The 18641-nt window shown below is 62.6% G+C and carries 19 protein-coding genes; 10 read left to right on the forward strand and 9 right to left on the reverse strand.

Translation table 11 applies throughout. From position 1 onward, the window contains the following. Positions 1-249 precede the first annotated feature (249 nt). On the reverse strand, positions 250-1026 hold the full coding sequence (locus tag NCG91_RS07365) for an enoyl-CoA hydratase (RefSeq protein ID WP_251349235.1): 777 nt from the start codon (positions 1024-1026) through the stop codon (positions 250-252). Between the two features lie 63 nt (positions 1027-1089). Here NCG91_RS07365 and NCG91_RS07370 point away from each other — a divergent pair, with 63 nt between their 5' ends. Further along, positions 1090-2409: an MFS transporter gene (locus tag NCG91_RS07370; RefSeq protein ID WP_251349236.1), complete on the forward strand. Its 1320-nt coding sequence runs from the start codon at positions 1090-1092 to the stop codon at positions 2407-2409. Between the two features lie 137 nt (positions 2410-2546). After that, complete coding sequence (locus tag NCG91_RS07375; protein ID WP_034785626.1) at positions 2547-2984, forward strand: universal stress protein; 438 nt, start codon at positions 2547-2549, stop codon at positions 2982-2984. A gap of 40 nt (positions 2985-3024) precedes the next feature. Here NCG91_RS07375 and mltA read toward each other — a convergent pair whose 3' ends face one another. After that, a complete protein-coding gene (mltA, locus tag NCG91_RS07380; protein ID WP_285817086.1) occupies positions 3025-4293 on the reverse strand; it encodes a murein transglycosylase A in 1269 nt (422 codons plus the stop codon). Positions 4294-4303: 10 nt separating this feature from the next. On the opposite strand from mltA, the gene NCG91_RS07385 reads away from it, so the two are divergent. Then, a complete protein-coding gene (locus NCG91_RS07385; RefSeq protein ID WP_167468630.1) occupies positions 4304-4450 on the forward strand; it encodes a hypothetical protein in 147 nt (48 codons plus the stop codon). A 24-nt stretch (positions 4451-4474) separates the two neighbouring features. On the opposite strand, the gene apaG is transcribed toward NCG91_RS07385, so the two are convergent. After that, on the reverse strand, positions 4475-4849 hold the full coding sequence (gene apaG / locus NCG91_RS07390) for a Co2+/Mg2+ efflux facilitator ApaG/CorD (RefSeq protein ID WP_034785627.1): 375 nt from the start codon (positions 4847-4849) through the stop codon (positions 4475-4477). Positions 4850-5014: 165 nt separating this feature from the next. Here apaG and rpe point away from each other — a divergent pair, with 165 nt between their 5' ends. The 7 genes from rpe to NCG91_RS07425 all read left to right on the forward strand — a co-directional run bounded on the left by rpe (position 5015) and on the right by NCG91_RS07425 (position 11152). After that, positions 5015-5689: a ribulose-phosphate 3-epimerase gene (gene rpe, locus NCG91_RS07395; RefSeq protein WP_077399332.1), complete on the forward strand. Its 675-nt coding sequence runs from the start codon at positions 5015-5017 to the stop codon at positions 5687-5689. A gap of 11 nt (positions 5690-5700) precedes the next feature. Continuing rightward, complete coding sequence (locus tag NCG91_RS07400) at positions 5701-6393, forward strand: phosphoglycolate phosphatase (RefSeq protein WP_251349237.1); 693 nt, start codon at positions 5701-5703, stop codon at positions 6391-6393. A 269-nt stretch (positions 6394-6662) separates the two neighbouring features. After that, positions 6663-8159: an anthranilate synthase component I gene (trpE, locus tag NCG91_RS07405; protein WP_251349238.1), complete on the forward strand. Its 1497-nt coding sequence runs from the start codon at positions 6663-6665 to the stop codon at positions 8157-8159. A 1-nt stretch (position 8160) separates the two neighbouring features. Continuing rightward, a complete protein-coding gene (locus NCG91_RS07410; protein ID WP_077399324.1) occupies positions 8161-8724 on the forward strand; it encodes an aminodeoxychorismate/anthranilate synthase component II in 564 nt (187 codons plus the stop codon). A 65-nt stretch (positions 8725-8789) separates the two neighbouring features. Then, on the forward strand, positions 8790-9833 hold the full coding sequence (trpD, locus tag NCG91_RS07415) for an anthranilate phosphoribosyltransferase (protein WP_251349239.1): 1044 nt from the start codon (positions 8790-8792) through the stop codon (positions 9831-9833). Between the two features lie 33 nt (positions 9834-9866). Then, positions 9867-10667, forward strand: a complete 801-nt coding sequence (gene trpC, locus NCG91_RS07420) for an indole-3-glycerol phosphate synthase TrpC (protein WP_251349240.1) — start codon at positions 9867-9869, stop codon at positions 10665-10667. 20 nt (positions 10668-10687) lie between these two features. After that, positions 10688-11152, forward strand: coding sequence for a hypothetical protein (locus NCG91_RS07425; protein ID WP_251349241.1), 465 nt, complete (start codon positions 10688-10690; stop codon positions 11150-11152). Here NCG91_RS07425 and NCG91_RS07430 read toward each other — a convergent pair. The 6 genes from NCG91_RS07430 to NCG91_RS07455 form a co-directional block, all read right to left on the reverse strand. Beyond that, on the reverse strand, positions 11103-12272 hold the full coding sequence (locus NCG91_RS07430; RefSeq protein WP_251349242.1) for a GGDEF domain-containing protein: 1170 nt from the start codon (positions 12270-12272) through the stop codon (positions 11103-11105). The two genes, NCG91_RS07425 and NCG91_RS07430, sit on opposite strands and share 50 nt — an antisense overlap. A gap of 214 nt (positions 12273-12486) precedes the next feature. Then, positions 12487-14397 (reverse strand): M61 family metallopeptidase, encoded by a 1911-nt coding sequence (locus tag NCG91_RS07435; RefSeq protein WP_285817087.1) that lies wholly within the window; start codon positions 14395-14397, stop codon positions 12487-12489. 27 nt (positions 14398-14424) lie between these two features. Next, positions 14425-15033, reverse strand: a complete 609-nt coding sequence (locus NCG91_RS07440) for a nucleotidyltransferase family protein (RefSeq protein ID WP_251349243.1) — start codon at positions 15031-15033, stop codon at positions 14425-14427. A gap of 13 nt (positions 15034-15046) precedes the next feature. Continuing rightward, on the reverse strand, positions 15047-17311 hold the full coding sequence (locus NCG91_RS07445; RefSeq protein WP_251349244.1) for a xanthine dehydrogenase family protein molybdopterin-binding subunit: 2265 nt from the start codon (positions 17309-17311) through the stop codon (positions 15047-15049). Positions 17312-17321: 10 nt separating this feature from the next. After that, positions 17322-17780, reverse strand: a complete 459-nt coding sequence (locus NCG91_RS07450) for a (2Fe-2S)-binding protein (protein ID WP_099665572.1) — start codon at positions 17778-17780, stop codon at positions 17322-17324. A gap of 132 nt (positions 17781-17912) precedes the next feature. Next, positions 17913-18629 (reverse strand): DsbC family protein, encoded by a 717-nt coding sequence (locus NCG91_RS07455; RefSeq protein ID WP_034785648.1) that lies wholly within the window; start codon positions 18627-18629, stop codon positions 17913-17915. Between the last annotated feature and the right edge of the window lie 12 nt (positions 18630-18641).

An 18641-nucleotide genomic window follows, 5' to 3' on the forward strand; every position in this document is an offset into this window, starting at 1 on the left:
TTGACGCCAATCCGAAGATTGACGCTGCACTTACATCAAATGTCCACACTTATCGACTGTTAATTGTTAAAGAACTGTATTCGGTACTGCTTTCGCGCTATCGACAAAGCGTTGTGTTTGTCAGCTGCGAAGAAGGAAGAGTATGAAGCGTTTCGGCCATTTCGTCAACCTTCTTTTTACTACCCAGCCCCTGAAGGCTGTCCCTTTTGTGCCGCAAACCAGTGCGTCTCATCGGGGAGGCGAATCATATCAAAGACCGTCGAAGTTTGGCAAGCGCTTTTCCAGAAAAGCGTGCATGCCTTCTTTTTGTGCAGGCGTACCGAAGGCGGCCTGGAACAAGCGGCGCTCGTAGGCGACACCATCGGTCAACGTCGTTTCAAAGGCGCGGTTGACGCAATCCTTGATCATCATGGCAACCGAGGTCGGCATGGCGGCAATGGTCTTGGCGGCGGCCAGCGTTTCTTCCAGCAATTTATCTGCCGGCACGACGCGCGACACCAGGCCGATGCGCTCCGCTTCCGCTGCGTCGATGGTGCGCGCCGTCAACAGCAGATCCATGGCCTTGGCCTTGCCGATGGCGCGCGGCAAGCGCTGCGTGCCGCCCGCACCCGGCGTGACGCCGACCTTGATTTCCGGCTGGCCAAATTTGGCGCTGTCGGCGGCGATCAGGAAATCGCACATCATGGCCAGTTCGCAACCGCCACCGAGCGCATAGCCGGCCACCGCACCCACCACAGGTTTGCGCACGCGCAAGATATGTTCCCAGTTGCGGCTGATGTAGCCCTGGGTAAAGGTGTCCGGGTAGGTGTAATCGGCCATGGCGGCGATGTCGGCGCCGGCGGCAAACGCTTTTTCGCTGCCCGTGAGCACGATGCAGCCGATATTGTCATCCGCGTCGAATTTCAGCAAGGCATCGCCCAGCTCATTCATCATGTTGTCGTTCAAGGCATTCAAGGCCTTCGGGCGATTCAGGCGGATGAGCGCCACTTTGTCCTGGATATCGATGATCAAGTCTTCGTATTGCATATAGTCTCCTCTGGATGAACACGGTGACAACGATTGTAGCGGCTAACGGCAGCGGCGCGGCAGGTGCGCTGCTATTATTGTGAGCCTGATCATTTTCATATCGAGCAAGATATTTTCTCCTCCCTCTTCCAGTACTGCGCCCATTACCTGCGCGGCGACGGCAGCGCCGCCAGCGTCGATTTCCGCCGCCTGTGGTTCAGCAACGGCCTCAATTGCTTCGGCGCCCAGATCACCTCGCTGGCCCTGCCCCTGTGCGCGGTACTGTTATTGCATGCGACGCCGGAACAGATGGGCGTGCTGGTCGCCTTACAGGCGTTGCCGTTCGCCCTGTTCGGCTTGCCCGTCGGCGTGCTGCTGGACCGGCGCAGCAAGCACCCGATCATGCTGTTCAGCGAAAGCATGTCCGGCCTGGCCCTGGCCAGCGTGGCAGTGGCTTACTGGTGCGGCGTGCTGTCGATGCCGTGGTTATATATAGTAGGGTTCATCATCGGCACGGGCTTCGTCGTGGGCGGCGGTGCCGAGCAGGTGTTTCTGACTTTCCTCGTGGGCCGCGATGGCTTGATCGATGCGCAGTCGAAATTTGCCGCCACCGAATCGGCTTCGCGCCTGATCGGTCCCGGCCTGGCCGGCGTGCTGGTGCAAGTGCTGTCCGCGCCCGTCGCCATCCTGTGCACGGCGTGCGGCTATCTGATTTCCGTCTTCAATCTGCGCGCCATGAGCGTGCGCGACCCACGCCCGGCGCCATCCGACAAGCACGCCTTGCGCGACATCGCCGACGGCTTGCTGTTCGTGTGGCGCGAACCGCTGCTGCGCGCGCTGGCCTGGGGCGCCGGCATCTGGCACTTCCTGTTTTACGCCAGCATGGCCTTGACGGTGCTGTTCGCCACGCGCGACCTGGGCATGAGTCCTGGCGTGCTGGGCATGACGCAGATGCTGGGCGGTGCCGGCGTCTTGCTCAGCGCCTTCATCGTCAAGCCATTGACGAAGCGCTACGGCGCCGGCCGCACCATCCTGATCGGCCTGGCATCCACCTCCGTGTGCTTTGCCCTGACGCCGACGATTCCGGCAGCACTGTTCGGCAGCGCGGCCGCCAGCGCCGTGGCGTATGCCATATTGATGTTCTTTTTCGATTGCGGCGTGATGCTGTTCTTTATTCCCTACCTGGGCCTGCGCCAGAAGGTGACGCCCGATCCCATGCTGGGCCGCATGACGTCGACCATGCGCTTCCTGACGGTGGCGACGGCGCCGCTGGGCGCGCTGGCCGCCGGCTGGATCGCGGAACACTTTGGAGTGCGCAATGGTCTCGCTTGCATCGCGGCCGGCAGCATCCTGTTGACGGTGGCCATGGTGTGGGGCACGCCGCTGCGTAGCGTGCGCACCTGAAGCGATGAACGGGCATACACTGCTAAAAGATTGCCTTGGCGACACTATTCACGCCAAAGCCTGTGAGGTTTGATTTATATCAAGGTTTTAATTGATGTAAATCCATAAGCTGTCTTACATCACTTGAGGAGCACGCTATGTTTAACACCATCTTATTTCCCACCGACGGCTCGCCGTTGTCCGACAAAGCCGCCGAGACCGCCCTCGCCTTCGCCCAACTGAACAAAGCCAAGCTGGTCGCCATCAGCGTGGTGCAGCCCTTCCCGTTCTCGCCGATGGCCGACGGCGGCATCGTGCTCGACGCCAGCCTGTATGAACAGCAGATGCAGGAAGCGTCGCAACGCGCCATCGACAAGATCGGCGCAGCGGCAAGCGCTGCTGGCGTGCCTTTCGAAGGCGTGGTGGCCGTGTCGCCGAGCCCGCACGATGAAATCGTCAATGCGGCGCAAACCTACCATTGCGACATCATCCTGATGGCCTCGCATGGCCGCAAGGGCTTGAACAAGCTGTTCGTGGGCAGCGAAACGCAAAAAGTGCTAGCCCACACCCATTTACCCGTCATGGTCCTGCGCTAACCTTGCGCTAGCGCAATCCCCGCCCGGCGCCGCGAGACAATCAGCGCGCCGGCGCCTGCTTCGGCAACAACACCCACACGGCGCCGCTCTGTTTCATGCGGCCCGCATTCTCGGCCGCTTCCGCGCCAAAGCCAAAGAAATAATCGACCCGGATCGGCCCGCGAATGGCGCCGCCGGTATCCTGCGCCATCACCAGGCGCTGCATGGGAATTTCGCTATTGGCTTGCGTGGTGGACAAGAACACGGGCGCGCCCAGCGGCAGGAAGCGCGAATCGATGGCTACCGAGCGCTGCGGCGTCAGCGGCACGCCCAACGCGCCCTTCGGCCCCACTTTCGGATCGGGCAAGCGCTCTTCCTTGAAGAAGACATAGCTCGGGTTGGCGTTGAACAATTCATCCTTGCGCGTGGGATGGCCGGCAATCCACGCCTTGATGCCTTGCGCGGACGCCTGGCTCAGGGTCAGCTCGCCCTTGTCGACCAGGTAGCGGCCGATCGATTTATACGGATGGCCGTTTTGATCCGCGTACGCCACGCGCACGGTTTCCTGCGTATCGGTCAGCTGCACGCGCCCGGAACCCTGCACTTGCAGGAAGAACGCCTCGACTTCGTCATCCACCCACAGCAATTCCTTGCCCGTGACGGACGTGGCGCGCTCGATGTCGGCGCGGGTTGCGTACGGTATCACCTTCTTGCCGACCAGCTTGCCCCGCAAGCGCATGTTTTTCAGTTCCGGATACACGCCGGACAAGTCCACCGAGACCAGATCGTCAGGCACCTTGTACAGCGGTGTCTGGTATGGACCGCCGCGCTTGCGCGCGCCGTGCAGCAATGGCTCGTAATAACCGGTCACCAGTCCAGTATTGGCGCCATCGGCGGTGACGACTTGATTTGGCACAAAGAAGGTCTCGAAAAACAGGCGGATGGCCTTGTCGCTGTCGGCATTGACCTGGCGCGCAATCGTGCACGATTCCTTCCAGTCCGGCCGTTTCACCAGCACGCCGCACGAAGCCATGAAGGCGGGCCAGGCGGCGCGCATGTCGTCGCGGGCCCAGCCTGGCAAGGCGGCAAACTTGGCGGGCACGAAGGTGGGCGCCGCCACATCCGTGGCATCCTTGGCATCGGCCGGCTTGGCAGGCACAGGCTTGACGACGGTCGGCGCAATGGCGGGCGCCTTGCCGCTGGAAGCAGCGGGCGGCGCGACGGGCGGCGTGGTGCAGGCGGACAAGACAAGCGCGACGGCGCCGATTGAAACGGGTAGACTACCGCGTGTAAACAGACGGCTGGTAAATGGGCTGCGGGTAAATAACATAGGGATGCGTATGTGGATCTTGATGATAGAGGCGCTGGTGGCGTTCTTCTTGCTGGCATTTATAGTCTGGTGGACCATGTATTCGGGCAAAAAGCCCGCACCGCCGGCACGCAAGCAGCTCAGTGAAGAACAGGACGCCACCGAAAAACTGAAATAAGGGGCAAGCCCCCCCGGCGTTTCCTTAATGCAGGGTACGCGGCACCGACAGCACGAACTCGGGAATCGGCGCTTCGAACTGATGGCCGTCTTCGGCCACGCAGAAGTATTCGCCGTGCATCGAGCCTTGCGGCGTGCCCAGCATGGTGCCGCTCGTGTATTCGAACTGCTCGCCCGGCTGCAACAGCGGCTGGTGGCCGACGGCGCCCAGGCCGCGCACCTCTTCCACCTTGTTGTTCGCATCCGTGATGACCCAGTGGCGCGAAATCAGTTGCGCGCCAGCCGTGCCCGTGTTGACGACGCGGATCGTGTAGCTGAACACGTGCCGCCCCTGGTCCGGTGCCGATTGATCGGGCAAATATTGCGTTTTGACCGTTACCGTAAATTCATAAGTCGCCATCGTCATTCCTCTTCAGACATTGCCAGTCATATTGTGTGTCGCGCGCGACGCATTGGCCATCGCACGATGCGTATTCTGTATTTCACCTTACTTCAATGAGGCATGGTAACGGCGTCAGGCGTAAAATAGCGCAAATCGCATTTTCTATCCTTTGGCTACTTCACCATGACAACATTCCGTATCGCTCCCAGCATCCTGTCCGCCGACTTTGCCCGCCTGGGCGAGGAAGTGCGCAACGTCGTTACCGCCGGCGCCGACATCATCCACTTCGACGTGATGGATAACCATTACGTGCCGAACCTGACCATCGGCCCGCTGGTGTGCGAAGCGATCCGCCCGCACGTGCAAGTACCCATCGATGTGCATCTGATGGTCAAGCCTGTCGATCGCATTATCCCGGATTTCGCCAAGGCTGGCGCGAACATCATCACCTTTCACCCGGAAGCGTCGGATCACGTCGACCGTTCCTTACAGTTGATCCGCGACAATGGCTGCAAATCGGGCCTGGTTTTCAACCCGGGCACGCCGCTGCATTACCTGGAACACGTGATGGACAAGATCGACATCATCCTGATCATGTCCGTCAACCCGGGCTTCGGCGGCCAGTCCTTCATTCCGCAAGCGCTGAAGAAAATCGCCGAAGCGCGCCGCATGATCGACGAATCGGGCCGTGACATCATGCTGGAAGTCGATGGCGGCATCAAGATCGACAACATCGCCGCCGCTGCCGCCGCCGGCGCCGACACCTTTGTCGCCGGCTCGGCCATCTTCGGCAAGCCGGACTACAAGGCAGTCATCGACGCCATGCGCGCCGAACTGGCCAAAACGGTGGGCAACTGATGCAAACGGGCATGGTGAAAGACCACGTACTGGCTGGCGTGCGCGCCGCCATCATCGACCTCGATGGCACGATGCTCGACACCGTGCCCGATTTTCATGTCGCCATCAATGGCATGCGCGCCGAACTGGACCTGGCGCCCATCAGCGCCGACGCCATCAAGTTGATGGTGGGCAAGGGCTCGGAAAACCTGATCCGCACCGTGCTGGCGCTCGACTTCGATGACGCCGGCGTGGAACAGCGTTTCGAGCAGGCGATGGAGGGCTACCAGCGTCACTACCTGGCCATCAACGGCCAGTTCAGCACCCTGTATCCTGAGGTCGAAGCAGGGCTGGCGGCGATGCAGGCGGCGGGCCTGCGCCTGGCCTGCGTCACCAACAAGCCGATCGCCTTCGCCCTGCCCCTGCTGAAACTGAAAAACCTGGACCAGTATTTCGAGATCGTCTATGGCGGCGATTCGCTGCCGCAGAAAAAACCGCACCCCATGCCGCTGCTGCAAGTGTGCGCGGACTTCGACTTGCCGCCATCCAAAGTGGTGGCCATCGGCGACTCCTCGAATGACGCGCAAGCGGCCAGGGCTGCGGCTTGCCCCGTACTGACGGTACCGTATGGCTACAATCACGGACACTCTATACACGATACCGATTCCGATGGTATAGTAAAGACACTGCTCGAAGCAGCCCGTTTTATTGGCATGCAAAACTAACCGGCATACTGACCAAACCCAACACCATATCGTGAACACGTTTCTCATCAAAAAACACAATGTCACCCAAACCGGCTCGATTGAGGCCTGGCTTTGGCGACGCTGGCAATCCTGGCAGGCTTAAGGGCCGAGCCGTTACGATTGCTGCCGGTTGTACACACGTCGTTTGCGCATATTGCGCACGTTGCGTGTCCCGGCAAGTTTTTTGATAACCCACCGCAGGGTTTGTGCACTATGCACACTCATACCCTGACGGCATGGAGAGAAACATGACCGAACTCGAATTCAAATCGCTGGCCCAGCAAGGCTACAACCGCATCCCCCTGATCGCGGAAGCGTTCGCCGACCTGGAAACCCCGCTCACCCTGTACCTGAAACTGGCACAGTCCCAACAAGGCGGCAAGAACACCTTCCTGCTCGAATCCGTCGTCGGCGGCGAACGCTTCGGCCGCTATTCCTTCATCGGCTTGCCCGCCACGACCGTGTTGCGCAGCTATGGCAAACGCACCGAAATCGTCAAGAACGGCACCGTAATCGAAGAACACGAAGGCAATCCGCTCGACTTCATCGAACAATTCCAGTCGCGCTTCAAGGTGGCCCTGCGCCCCGGCATGCCGCGCTTCTGCGGCGGCCTGGCCGGCTACTTCGGCTACGACACCGTGCGCCACATCGAGAAAAAACTCGCCGGCGGCGCGCCGAAAGATGACTTGAAGCTGCCCGACATCCAGCTGATGGTGACGGAAGAACTGGCCGTCATCGACAACCTGTCCGGCAAGCTCTACCTGATCGTCTACGCCGACACCACGCAACCCGAATCGTTTTCGAAAGCGCAGCAGCGCCTGAAGGACTTGCGCATGATGCTGCGCCGCGGTGTCGATGCGCCTGTCACCAGCGCTTCCGTGCGCACGGAAACCATCCGCGACTTTTCCAAGGAAGATTACCTGAAGGCCGTCGCCAAGGCGCATGAATACGTGATGGCGGGCGACCTGATGCAGGTGCAGATCGGCCAGCGCATCCGCAAACCTTACGTCGATTCGCCGCTGACTCTGTACCGCGCCTTGCGTTCGCTCAACCCGTCGCCGTATATGTACTTCTATAATTTCGGTGACATGCAGATCATCGGCGCCTCGCCGGAAATTCTGGTGCGCAACGAGAAGACGGCGGACGGCGGCAAGAAAGTCACCCTGCGCCCCATCGCCGGCACCCGTCCGCGCGGCGCCACGCCAGAGCGCGACGCCGAATTGTCGGCCGAGCTGCTGGCCGACCCGAAAGAGATCGCCGAGCACGTGATGCTGATCGACCTGGCGCGCAACGATATCGGCCGCATCGCCGAAACGGGCAGCGTGCAAGTCACCGACCGCATGGTCATCGAAAAATACTCGCACGTGCAGCACATCGTCTCGAACGTGGAAGGCAAGCTGAAAGACGGCCTGTCGAACCTGGACGTGCTGCGCGCGACCTTCCCCGCTGGCACCCTGACGGGCGCGCCGAAAGTGCGCGCCATGGAAGTGATCGACGAACTGGAAATCACCAAGCGCGGCATCTACGGCGGCGCCTGCGGCTACCTGTCGTTTGGCGGCGAAATGGATGTGGCGATCGCCATCCGCACGGGCGTGGTCAAGGACGGCATGCTGTACGTGCAGGCCGCGGCCGGCATCGTGGCCGACTCCATCCCCGAAATGGAATGGCAGGAAACGGAAAACAAGGCGCGCGCCGTACTGCGCGCCGCCGAACAAGTGCAAGATGGCCTGGATGGAGGGTTTTAAGATGCTGCTGATGATCGACAACTACGACTCCTTCACCTACAACATCGTGCAGTATTTCGGCGAGTTGGGCGAAGACGTGCGGGTCTACCGCAACGATGAAATCACGATCGCACAGATCGAGGCGCTGAACCCGGACCGCATCTGCATCTCGCCCGGTCCGAAAGCGCCGGCACAGGCGGGCATTTCCGTGGAAGTGCTCAAGCACTTCGCCGGCAAGAAGCCGATACTGGGCGTGTGCCTGGGCCACCAGGCCATCGGCGAAGCGTTTGGCGGCAACGTCATCCGCGCCAAGCAAGTCATGCATGGCAAGACTTCCTTCATCGCGCATACGGGCGTGGGCGTTTTCAAAGACTTGCCCAGCCCCTTCACAGTGATCCGCTACCACTCTTTGGCGATCGAACGCGCCTCGCTGCCTTCCTGCCTGGAAGTAACGGCGTGGACGGACGACGGCGAAATCATGGGCGTGCGCCACCGGGAATACGATATCGAGGGCGTGCAGTTCCACCCCGAATCGATCCTCTCGGAGCACGGCCACGCCCTGCTGAAGAACTTTCTCGAGCGCTGATTTTCCGCGCACGCCACGGCGTGCCATCAGTGTCCTCCTGCGCCATCATTGAAGAAGGAAGCATCATGCCGATCACACCACAAGAAGCCCTGCTGCGCTGCATCGAACACCGCGAGATCTTTCACGACGAAATGCTGTACCTGTTCCGCCAGATCATGTCCGGCGAAATGTCGCCCACCATGATCGCCGCCCTCACCATGGGTTTACGCGTCAAAAAGGAAACCATCGGCGAAATCGCCGCCGCCGCGCAAGTGATGCGCGAGTTTTCCACCAAGGTGCCCATGGCCGACACCACCAACCTGCTCGACATCGTCGGCACGGGCGGTGACGGCGCGCACACGTTCAATATTTCCACCGCCTCGATGTTCGTGGCGGCGGCAGCCGGCGCGCGCGTGGCCAAGCATGGCGGGCGCAGCGTCTCTTCCTCGTCCGGCAGCGCCGACGTGCTGGACTCGCTGGGCGTCAACATCAACCTGCAGCCCGAGCAGATCGCCCAGTCGATCGCGCAAACGGGCATCGGCTTCATGTATGCACCGAATCACCACGCGGCCATGAAACATGCGGCGCCCGTGCGCAAGGAACTGGGCGTGCGCACCATCTTCAATATCCTGGGCCCCTTGACCAATCCCGCCGGCGCGCCGAATATTCTGATGGGCGTGTTCCACGCCGACCTGGTCGGCATCCAGGTGCGCGTGCTGCAGCGCCTGGGCGCGCAGCACGCCATCGTCGTGTATGGCCGCGACAACATGGATGAAGTGTCGCTGGGCGCGGCCACCATGGTCGGTGAACTGGTCAACGGCGAAATCCGCGAATATGAAATCCATCCCGAAGACTTCGGCATGTCGATGATCGCCAGCCGCAACCTGAAGGTGGCCGATTCCGTGGAATCGAAAGCCAAGATGATGGAAGCGCTGCGCGGCGAGCCCGGTGCGGCGGCCGACATCGTGGCCCTGAACGCGGGCACGGCGCTGTACGCGGCCGGCGTGGCCAGTTCGATCGAAGACGGCCTGGCGCGCGCGCGCAGCGCCGTCAGTTCGGGCGCGGCCCTGGCGAAACTTGCGCAATTCGTGCAGGTCACGCAACAACTGGGCACCCCGGCGCAAGCGTAAGCTGCCGCCCTCCTTTATAGAATAGCGACCATCATGTCCGACATACTCGATAAAATCCTGGCCGTGAAAGCCGATGAAGTGGCCAGGGCCAAGGCCCGCCGCAGCCTGGCCAGCCTGCGCGGCGACGTGGAAAGCGACAACGCCCTGCGCGCCGGCCTGCGCGGCTTCGAAGCGAGCCTGCGCCAGCACATCGCCGCCGGCAAACCCGGCATCATCGCTGAAGTAAAAAAGGCATCGCCATCGAAAGGGGTCATTCGCGCCGACTTCCGCCCGTCTGATATCGCCGCCAGCTATGCCGCGCATGGCGCAGCCTGCCTGTCCGTACTGACGGACGAGCAGTTCTTCCAGGGTTCCGTGGCATACCTGCAGCAGGCGCGCGCCGCCTGCGCCATCCCCGTGCTGCGCAAGGATTTCATGGTCGACATGTACCAGATCTATGAAGCGCGCGCCATGGGCGCCGACTGCATCCTCCTGATCGTCGCGGCGCTCGACCATGGCCTGATGGCGGAGATGGAAGCGTGCGCCCACGAACTGGGCATGGGCGTGCTGATCGAAAGCCACGACGGCGACGAACTGACGGCGGCCCTGAAACTCAAGAGCGCATTGATCGGCATCAACAACCGCAACCTGCGCACCTTCGAAACGTCGCTCGACACGACCATCAATCTCTTGCCGCGCATCCCGCAAGACAAATTGATCATCACGGAATCGGGCATCCACGGCACGGCCGACGTGCAACGCATGCGCGATGCGCACATCCACAGCTTCCTCGTGGGCGAAGCGTTCATGCGCGCGCCCGACCCCGGCGTGGAGCTGGAACGCCTGTTCAGTTAAACCATGGTAGGCTGGCGGTCATGAGATACGGAATTATCGTCCTTGCCGCCGCCAGCCTGCTGTCGGCCTGCCAGACTGCGGCCCCGCCGGCGGTGAGCACGCCCACGTCCACGCCCCCGCGCACGCCGGCCGCGAAACAACTCGCGGACAGCATCGACGCCTACAAGTCGCTGGTGGCGCAGCAGATCATGGCCGCCAACAGTGCCTACACGTTCAGCGGGCGCCTGCCGCCCATGCTCCCTGCCATCGTCGTGCTCGACCTGAGCGTGGGCCCGGACGGCGAGCTGAAAAGCGTGCACGTGCACCGTTCGCGCGACAGCGAAGCATCGGCCGCGGCGCTGGCCGCCGTGCGGCGCGTGCCCACCCTCTTTCCGCCAGCGGCACACCTGATGCGCCGCCACGCCCGGACCTTCGATTTCTCCGAAACCTTCCTGTTCAACGAGCAGTACCAATTCCAGCTGCGGACCTTGTCCGGTCCACAGTAAACGCGGCGGTATCGAGTTCGATGCGGTCGCGCCCCCGCTCCTTGGCCAGGTACAGGGCCGCATCGGCGCGCGACAACAGCTGTTCCAGCCCTTCCACCACCGACGCCTGGCTAGCGACGCCGATGCTGACCGTACACGGTGGCAGCCCTGTATGACTGGGCTCGCGCAGCAAGGCGCGGATGCGTTCGGCCACGCCCAACGCACTATGCGCCGGCATGTCCGGCATCAGCACGACGAACTCCTCGCCGCCGAAACGCGCCACGCAATCCGATTCGCGCAAGGCGCCCTTGATAACGGTGGCCACATGCGCCAGCACCCGGTCACCCACCGCGTGACCGTGGCGGTCATTGATCAATTTGAAGTAATCGAGGTCGATGCTGAGCAATGTCAACGGCAAGCGGCGGCGGCGCAGATTGTCTATCTCGCGCGCATAGGCGTCGCCAAAGCCGCGCCGGTTCAGCACCTGGGTCAGCGGATCGTGGGTCGAGCGGCGCTCCAGTATCTGCTGCAGGCGGCGCGTCGCCATCGTCATGAAGCCCACCGTCAGCAGCAGCGCCATGAAATTGGCGACCGCCAGATAGATGCCGGCCGGCGTGCCGGCCACCGTCAGGTTCACGCTGGCGCCGCCATGCAGCAAGGCAGACACGCCGCGCGCCAGCACCACGACGGCTTGCATCAGCATCAGCGCGGCAAAGAAAAAACTCGAGAAATGGCGCTCGCCGTGGCGCCACACCAGTTGCACCTGGCGCGCATAAAACAGGAAGACCAGCAGGGAAAAGACCGCCACGCGCGCCGAGAAATCGGGGTGCACCAGCAACCACCAGCTATTGCCGGCGATGGCCAGGGCAAGTATCAGCAGATAGGTGCGGCGGCTGGGCGCCAGGCCAAAGAATTTCTCCGTGCCCAGCATCGACAGGCCGATGCCGGCCACCAGCGCCGCATTGGCCGCGATCATGGACAATGCCGGCGGCAGCACCTCGCGGGTGCCGAACAGCAGGGACGCGCACACCAGCAACAGCAAGCCGGCCGCCCAATGCCCCAGGCCATGCACCTCGCGCCGGAAACTGCGATACACCGAGAACATGACGATGCTCATCGCCCCGCACATCAGCGTGGTCATCAGCATAATCGTTCGAGGATCGAGGGTTTGCACGTTGGGCGCGATCTAAAAGAGCGGTTCGGCAATTTTAGTTTAGTTAAAGAAAAATTAGTTCATTTGCAGTAAATATGATGGCAAGCCGCCAGTTTCACCGGATAAGTTGCATTTTGGAAATTGCTGCTTGAAATAGAAAACCGGCCAGTGACGGCCGGTTTTCTGTCTTACTGCATGAGCATCATGCCGCGCTAGGACGCTTCGGCCCCGTGGCTTTCTTCGGCGCCGGCAGCAGCGCCAGGCTGACGCCGGGCACGCGGTCGCCTTGCAGCACGGCCGCAAACGTCATCAGCTCGTCGCGGCGGAAGGCGTGGATGGCCACCTTGGCGCCGACGGCGTAGCGGCCCAGCAAGGTGTCCAGGTTGGCCGGGTTACCCGTCACGCGCAAGCCATCGATGGCCACCAGCACGTCGCCCGCCGACAGGCCGGCCACGTGCGCCGCGCCGCCCTGGTGCACCTGCGCCAGTTTGGCGTCGTTGCCGTCGCGGCCCAGGTTGACGTCCAGGCTGGCCTTTTCCGCCTTGCGCGCGTCGCTGTATTTCACGCCGAACGGCGCCAGCAGGCGCGCCAGCGGCACGTCGTCCGTGCCGCGGATGTAGCGCTCGAAGAAGGGCTTCATCCGCGTGCCGGCAATTTCGTCGAACAGGGCTTCGACTTCGGCCGGCGTCACGCCGCGGCCTTTGCCTTCTCCCTTGCCCTTGTAGAAATCGCGGCCATAACGCTGCCACAAGGCCTGCATCACGTCGTCCAGCGACTTTTCGCCATTCGTCTTGGCGCGGATCGTCAGGTCGAAGGCCAGCGCGATCAGCGAACCCTTGGTGTAGTAGCTGACGATGGCGTTCGGCGCGTTTTCATCCTGGCGGTAGTACTTGCCCCAGGCGTCGAAGCTGGAATCGGCCACGCTTTGCTTCGTGCGGCCGCTACCGCGCAGCACGCTGTTGACGGTTTTCCCCAGCAATTTGAAATAGGCCGCTTCATCGATCAGGCCAGCGCGCACCAGCATCAGGTCGTCGTAATAGCTGGTGAAGCCCTCGAACAGCCACAGCAGCGGCGAATAGCTTTCCGCCTGCAGGTTGTACGGCGCGAAGGCGGCCGGCTTGATGCGCTTGACGTTCCAGGTGTGGAAGTACTCGTGGCTGCACAAGCCCAGGAATTTCAGGTAGCCGTCGCCGATTTCTGTGCTGTTTGAAGCCGTCGTCGGCAGGTCGGCGCGCGCGCAGATCAGCGCCGTCGAGGCGCGGTGTTCCAGGCCGCCATAACCGTCGCCGACGGCCATGGTCATGAACACATAGCGGTCCATCGGCGCTTTCTTTGTCTTCGGCTCGAAGAAGGCGATCTGCGTTTCGCAGATGGCTTTCAGGTCGCGGCACAAACGGTCCAGGTCCAGGTTCGGCACCTTGCCCGTGACGACGATATCGTGCGGCACGCCATGCGCGGTGAAAGTGGCCAGCGCGAAGTCGCCCATCTCCACCGGGTGGTCGATCAGCTCGTCGTAGTTGGCCGCCTGGTAGCTGCCGAAGCCATAGCGTTTCGCTTTCAGTTCCGGCAGGGTGGTGGCCACTTTCCACGTCTTGCAGGCCGCATCCTTCGGCTGCACGATATGCACTTCATGCGGCTCGGCCTCCTGGCCCAGCACGCGCAAGAACACGCTGGTGCCGTTGAAGAAGCCGTGATTCTGGTCCAGGTGGGCGGCGCGCACGGACAAATCCCAGGCATACACGTCATACTCGACGGTCAATGAGCCCTTGCACGGGGCGGCTTGCCACGAATGCTTGTCCAGCTTGGTCAGCGCCACGGCCTTGCCATCGGACTCGGCGCGGATGCTGACGATATTGCGCGAAAATTCGCGGATCATGTAGCTGCCCGGGATCCAGGCCGGCAAGGCAAATACCTGACCGATGGCGGCCGGCGACTTGACGGTCAACGTCACCTTGAACATGTGACCGGCCAGGTCGGCGGCGGCAATGCTGTAGATGATGCCGGCGGCCGGTGTGGTTTTCACTGCGGTTTTTGCCGCGGCTTTGCTTGTGGCTTTGCCGCTTGCCTTGGCTCCCGCCTTGGCGGTGATTTTTTGAATCGGTGCTTTCTTCATGTTTTCCTCGTGTCTGGCATGGATGTTCTACAATCGCCCGGGCGCGCCAGGCGCCGGCGACAAATCGTCAGGTGTATCAATATCGCGCAAGATGCCGCTGTCGTCCACTGCTACTTCGCACACGGCATGGCTGTTGACGATGCTGCGCGCGCCCTGGTCGCCATCAAGCGCCAGCAGCAGCGGCAAGTGAAAGGCGCTGAACGCGACAGGATTGCCGCGCCGTCCCCGGAACACGGGCACGGCGATGCGCGCGCCATCGCCGATGGCGTGCGACAAGGCGGCGATTGTAGCCGCTTCCACACCAGGCATGTCGCCCAGGGCGATCAGCCAGCCCGGCGCACCGCGCACGTGAGCGATGGCGCAGGTGAGCGAGGCGGCCATGCCCGTGTCGGCATCATGGCAGACGCGCACCTCGCAGCCCAGCGCACCGAGCTGGCGCGCGACCTCGGCATCGTCGGGGCGCACCACGGCCAGCACGCGCGGCAAGGCAGCCAGCATGTTCCTCGCTGCCGCCACCACCACCGGCAGACCCGCGTGCGGTCCTTCCGCCAATGGCTGCAATAATTTGTTCTGCACGCCGGAAGGGTCGAACCTGCGTCCCCTTCCGGCTGCCAGCAAGATGCCGACCGTGCTCAAAAATCCGCTACCGTCATGCGGCCGCCAAATCGAATGGCAGCTTGCGCAGGCGCTTGCCCGTCAGCGCGAACAGCGCGTTGGCGAAGGCGGGCGCCAGCGGCGGCACGCCCGGCTCGCCCATGCCCGTCGGCGCATCGCCCGACGGTACCAGGTGTACCTCGATCACCGGCATATCGGGCATGCGCGGCACGGGGTAGTCGCCAAAGTTCTGCTGCTCCACCACGCCATCCTTGAGCGTGATGGCCGCGCCGGGGATGGTCATGCCCAGCGCCATCAGCGCGGCGCCCTGCACTTGCGCCTCGATCGTCAGGGGGTTGACGGCCAGGTTGCAATGCACGCCCGCCCACACCTGGTGCAGCTTGGGCGCGCCTTGCACCACCGACGCCGTCACCACGTAGGCCACCACGGAATTGAACGATTCGTGCATGGCCACGCCCCAGGCTTGCCCCTTCGGCAGCTTCTTCTTGCCGTAGCCGGACTTGGCCACGGCCAGGTTCAGGGCGGCGATGTGGCGCGTATGCTTGGCGTCGATCAGCTGCTTGCGGTAGGCGACGGGATCCATCTTCGCCACGTGCGCCGCCTCGTCGATCAGGGTTTCCATGACGAAGGCCGTGTGCGTCGAGCCGACGGAGCGCCACCACAGCACGGGTACGTTCGCCTTGGCCGTGTGCACGGACAGCTTCATCGGCAGGGTGTAGGGCTCTCCCATGCCTTCGACCATGGTGCCGTCGACGCCATTTTTCACCATGAAGGCTTCGAACGGCGTGCCGGCCATGATGGACTGGCCCACGATGGTATGGTCCCAGGCGAGGATTTTCCCTTTGGCGTCGAGGCCGATCTGCGCGCGGTGCACATGCGACGGCCGGTAGTAGCCGCCCTTGATGTCATCCTCGCGGCTCCACATCAGCTTTAACGGGCCGCCCTTGCCCGCCGCCCGGTACGCCTTGGCGACGTTGACGGCTTCGACCACGTAGTCGGACGAGGGCACGGCGCGCCGGCCGAAGCCGCCGCCGGCCATCATCGTGTGCAGGGTGACCTGCTCCGGTTTCAGGCCGGAGGTCGCCGCGATGGCCGCCTGGTCGCCCGTCTGGAATTGCGAACCGACCCACATCGTGCATTTGTCGGCCTGCAGGTCAACGACGCAATTGAGCGGCTCCATCGGCGCGTGCGCCAGGTAGGGAAATTCGTAGACGGCTTCGATCTTTTTCGGCGCCGAGGCCAGCTTGGCCATGTCGGCAGGTTTGGCGACGGTGCCCGGCGTTTTCGCCAGCGCCTTGAAGGTGGCCAGCTGCTTGTCGCTGCTGACCTTTTCCACGGCGCTCGTGTCCCATTCGATCACCAGCGCGTCGCGCCCCTGTTTGGCGGGCCAGTAGCCTTCGGCGATGACGGCCACGCCGCTGCCGCCACGGTCGGTTTTGACTTCCAGCACGTCCAGCACGCCCTTGATGGCTTTCGCCTTGCTGGCGTCGAATTTCGCCACTTTCGCGCCAAACACGGGCGGGCGCGCCACCATGGCCACTTTCGCGCCAGGCGGCTTGAAGTCGATGCCGAACTGCTGCTTGCCAGTGGATTTGGCGGCCGCGTCCAGGCGTTTTACGGGTTTGCCGATGATGGCAAAGTCGCGCGGGTCCTTCAGCTTGACGGTGGCGGGGACTGGCTGGCGCATGGCCGCGTCGGCAAATTCGCCAAACGTGGCCTTTTGTCCGCCGGGGCCATACAGCACGCCCTTGGCGGCGCGCACCTGGTCAGGGCTGACTTTCCATTGCGCGGCGGCGGCGCCCACCAGCATGGCGCGCGCCTTGGCGCCGATTTCGCGGTACTGCGTAAACGAATGGGCGATGCTGCCCGAACCGCCCGTCATCTGCATGCCGTAGGCGGCATCCTTGTACTGCTCGCCGGCAGGCGCCAGCGCGCCGTGCACCAGGCTCCAGTCGGCGTCGAGTTCCTCGGCGATCAGCATGGGCAAGCTCGTTTGCACGCCCTGGCCAAATTCCAGCCGGTTCACCTGCACCGTCACCGTGTTATCGGGGGCGATGTGCAGGAAAGCGTTTGGCGCGTACACGGGCTTGGCGGGTGCGGCATCGGCCGCCTGCGCCAGCTTGCCTGCGCCCGGCAGGAAAAAGCCCAGCATCAAGCCGCCGCCGGCCACTGCGCCCGCCTTCATGAAACCGCGCCGCGACACGCCATCCGCCACGGTAACAGGCGCCGATGCCAGCGCCGCGCCCAGGGTCACCCCGCCATGCTGCAATGCTTCCTGATTCAACCATTCGATACGCATGTCGCTCTCCTCAGGCCAGAGTCTTGGCCGCGTCCTTGATGGCAGCGCGGATCCGTTGATAGGTGCCGCAGCGGCAGATATTGCCGCTCATGGCGCCATCGATGTCGGCATCGCTGGGCGCCTTGTTGGTGCGCAGCAGCGCCGTCGCGCTCATCACCTGGCCGCTTTGACAGTAGCCGCATTGCGGCACGTCGTGCCGCACCCACGCCGCCTGCACGGCCTTGCCCACCTGGTCGTTCTCCATCGCTTCGATGGTGGTGATCTTTTGCGCGCCGACGGAGGAAATCGGCGTGATGCACGAGCGGATGGCCTGGCCGTCGAGGTGCACCGTGCAGGCGCCGCACAGCGCCATGCCGCAGCCGAACTTGGTGCCCGTCATGTTCAGGTTATCGCGCAGCGCCCACAGGATGGGCGTGGAAGGATCGGCATCGACCTGCGTGTCGCGTCCGTTGATATTCAGGGTAATCATCTGCTGCTTCTCCTTTTTGGAATTGTTATGGCGTCTACAAACAACACTTGATGATACGACAGCGGAAAAAAGTGCAAAAAAAAGCGCGCCTTGCGAGGGCGCGCCGTCCAGCCTTCCTGGCGACAGCCCGGATTACTTAATGGTCGAGAATTTCTGTTCCAGCGTTTTCGCATCGACTGCGCCCGGAATGCGGCTGCCGTCGGCAAAGAAGATGGCAGGCGTGCCCGACACGCGCAATTGCTGGCCCAGGGCCAGGATTTTTTCATGCGGATTGGCGCAGGTGGCGGCCACCGTGGCTGGCGCCTTGCCGTTCAACATCCAGTCATCCCATGCCTTGTTGCGGTCCGGCGCGCACCAGACATTGCGCGACTTGACGATGGAGTCCGGCGACAGGATGTTGTACATGAAGGTGTAGACGGTGACGTTGTCGATTTCCTTCAGCGCGTTCTGGCGGAAGCGCTTGCAATAGCCGCAGTTCGGATCTTCGAACACGGCGATCACGCGCTTGCCATTGCCCTTGACGGTCTTCATGGCGGAATCAAGCGGCAAGTCGGAGAATTTGATGCGGTTGACTTCGTCCAGGCGCACCTTGGTCAGGTCTTGCGACGTCTTGGCGTCGAAGACGTGGCCGACGAACAGGTATTGCGCGGCCTTGTCCGTATACAGGATGTCGCCGCCCGTGCGCACTTCGTACAGGCCGCCGTACGGCGTTTCCTTGACCGAATCGACCTTGGCGCCTTCGCCCAGGCGCGGCTCGATCAGCTTTTTGATGTTCGCTTCCGTTGGCGTTTCCGCGCCGGCGCACGACATCATCAGGCCCGAGGCCAGTACCAATGCGATTCTGCTCATTTTTATCACTAT

This window comes from Janthinobacterium kumbetense, assembly GCF_023703445.1.
In the GTDB taxonomy this organism is placed as follows: domain Bacteria; phylum Pseudomonadota; class Gammaproteobacteria; order Burkholderiales; family Burkholderiaceae_D; genus Janthinobacterium; species Janthinobacterium kumbetense.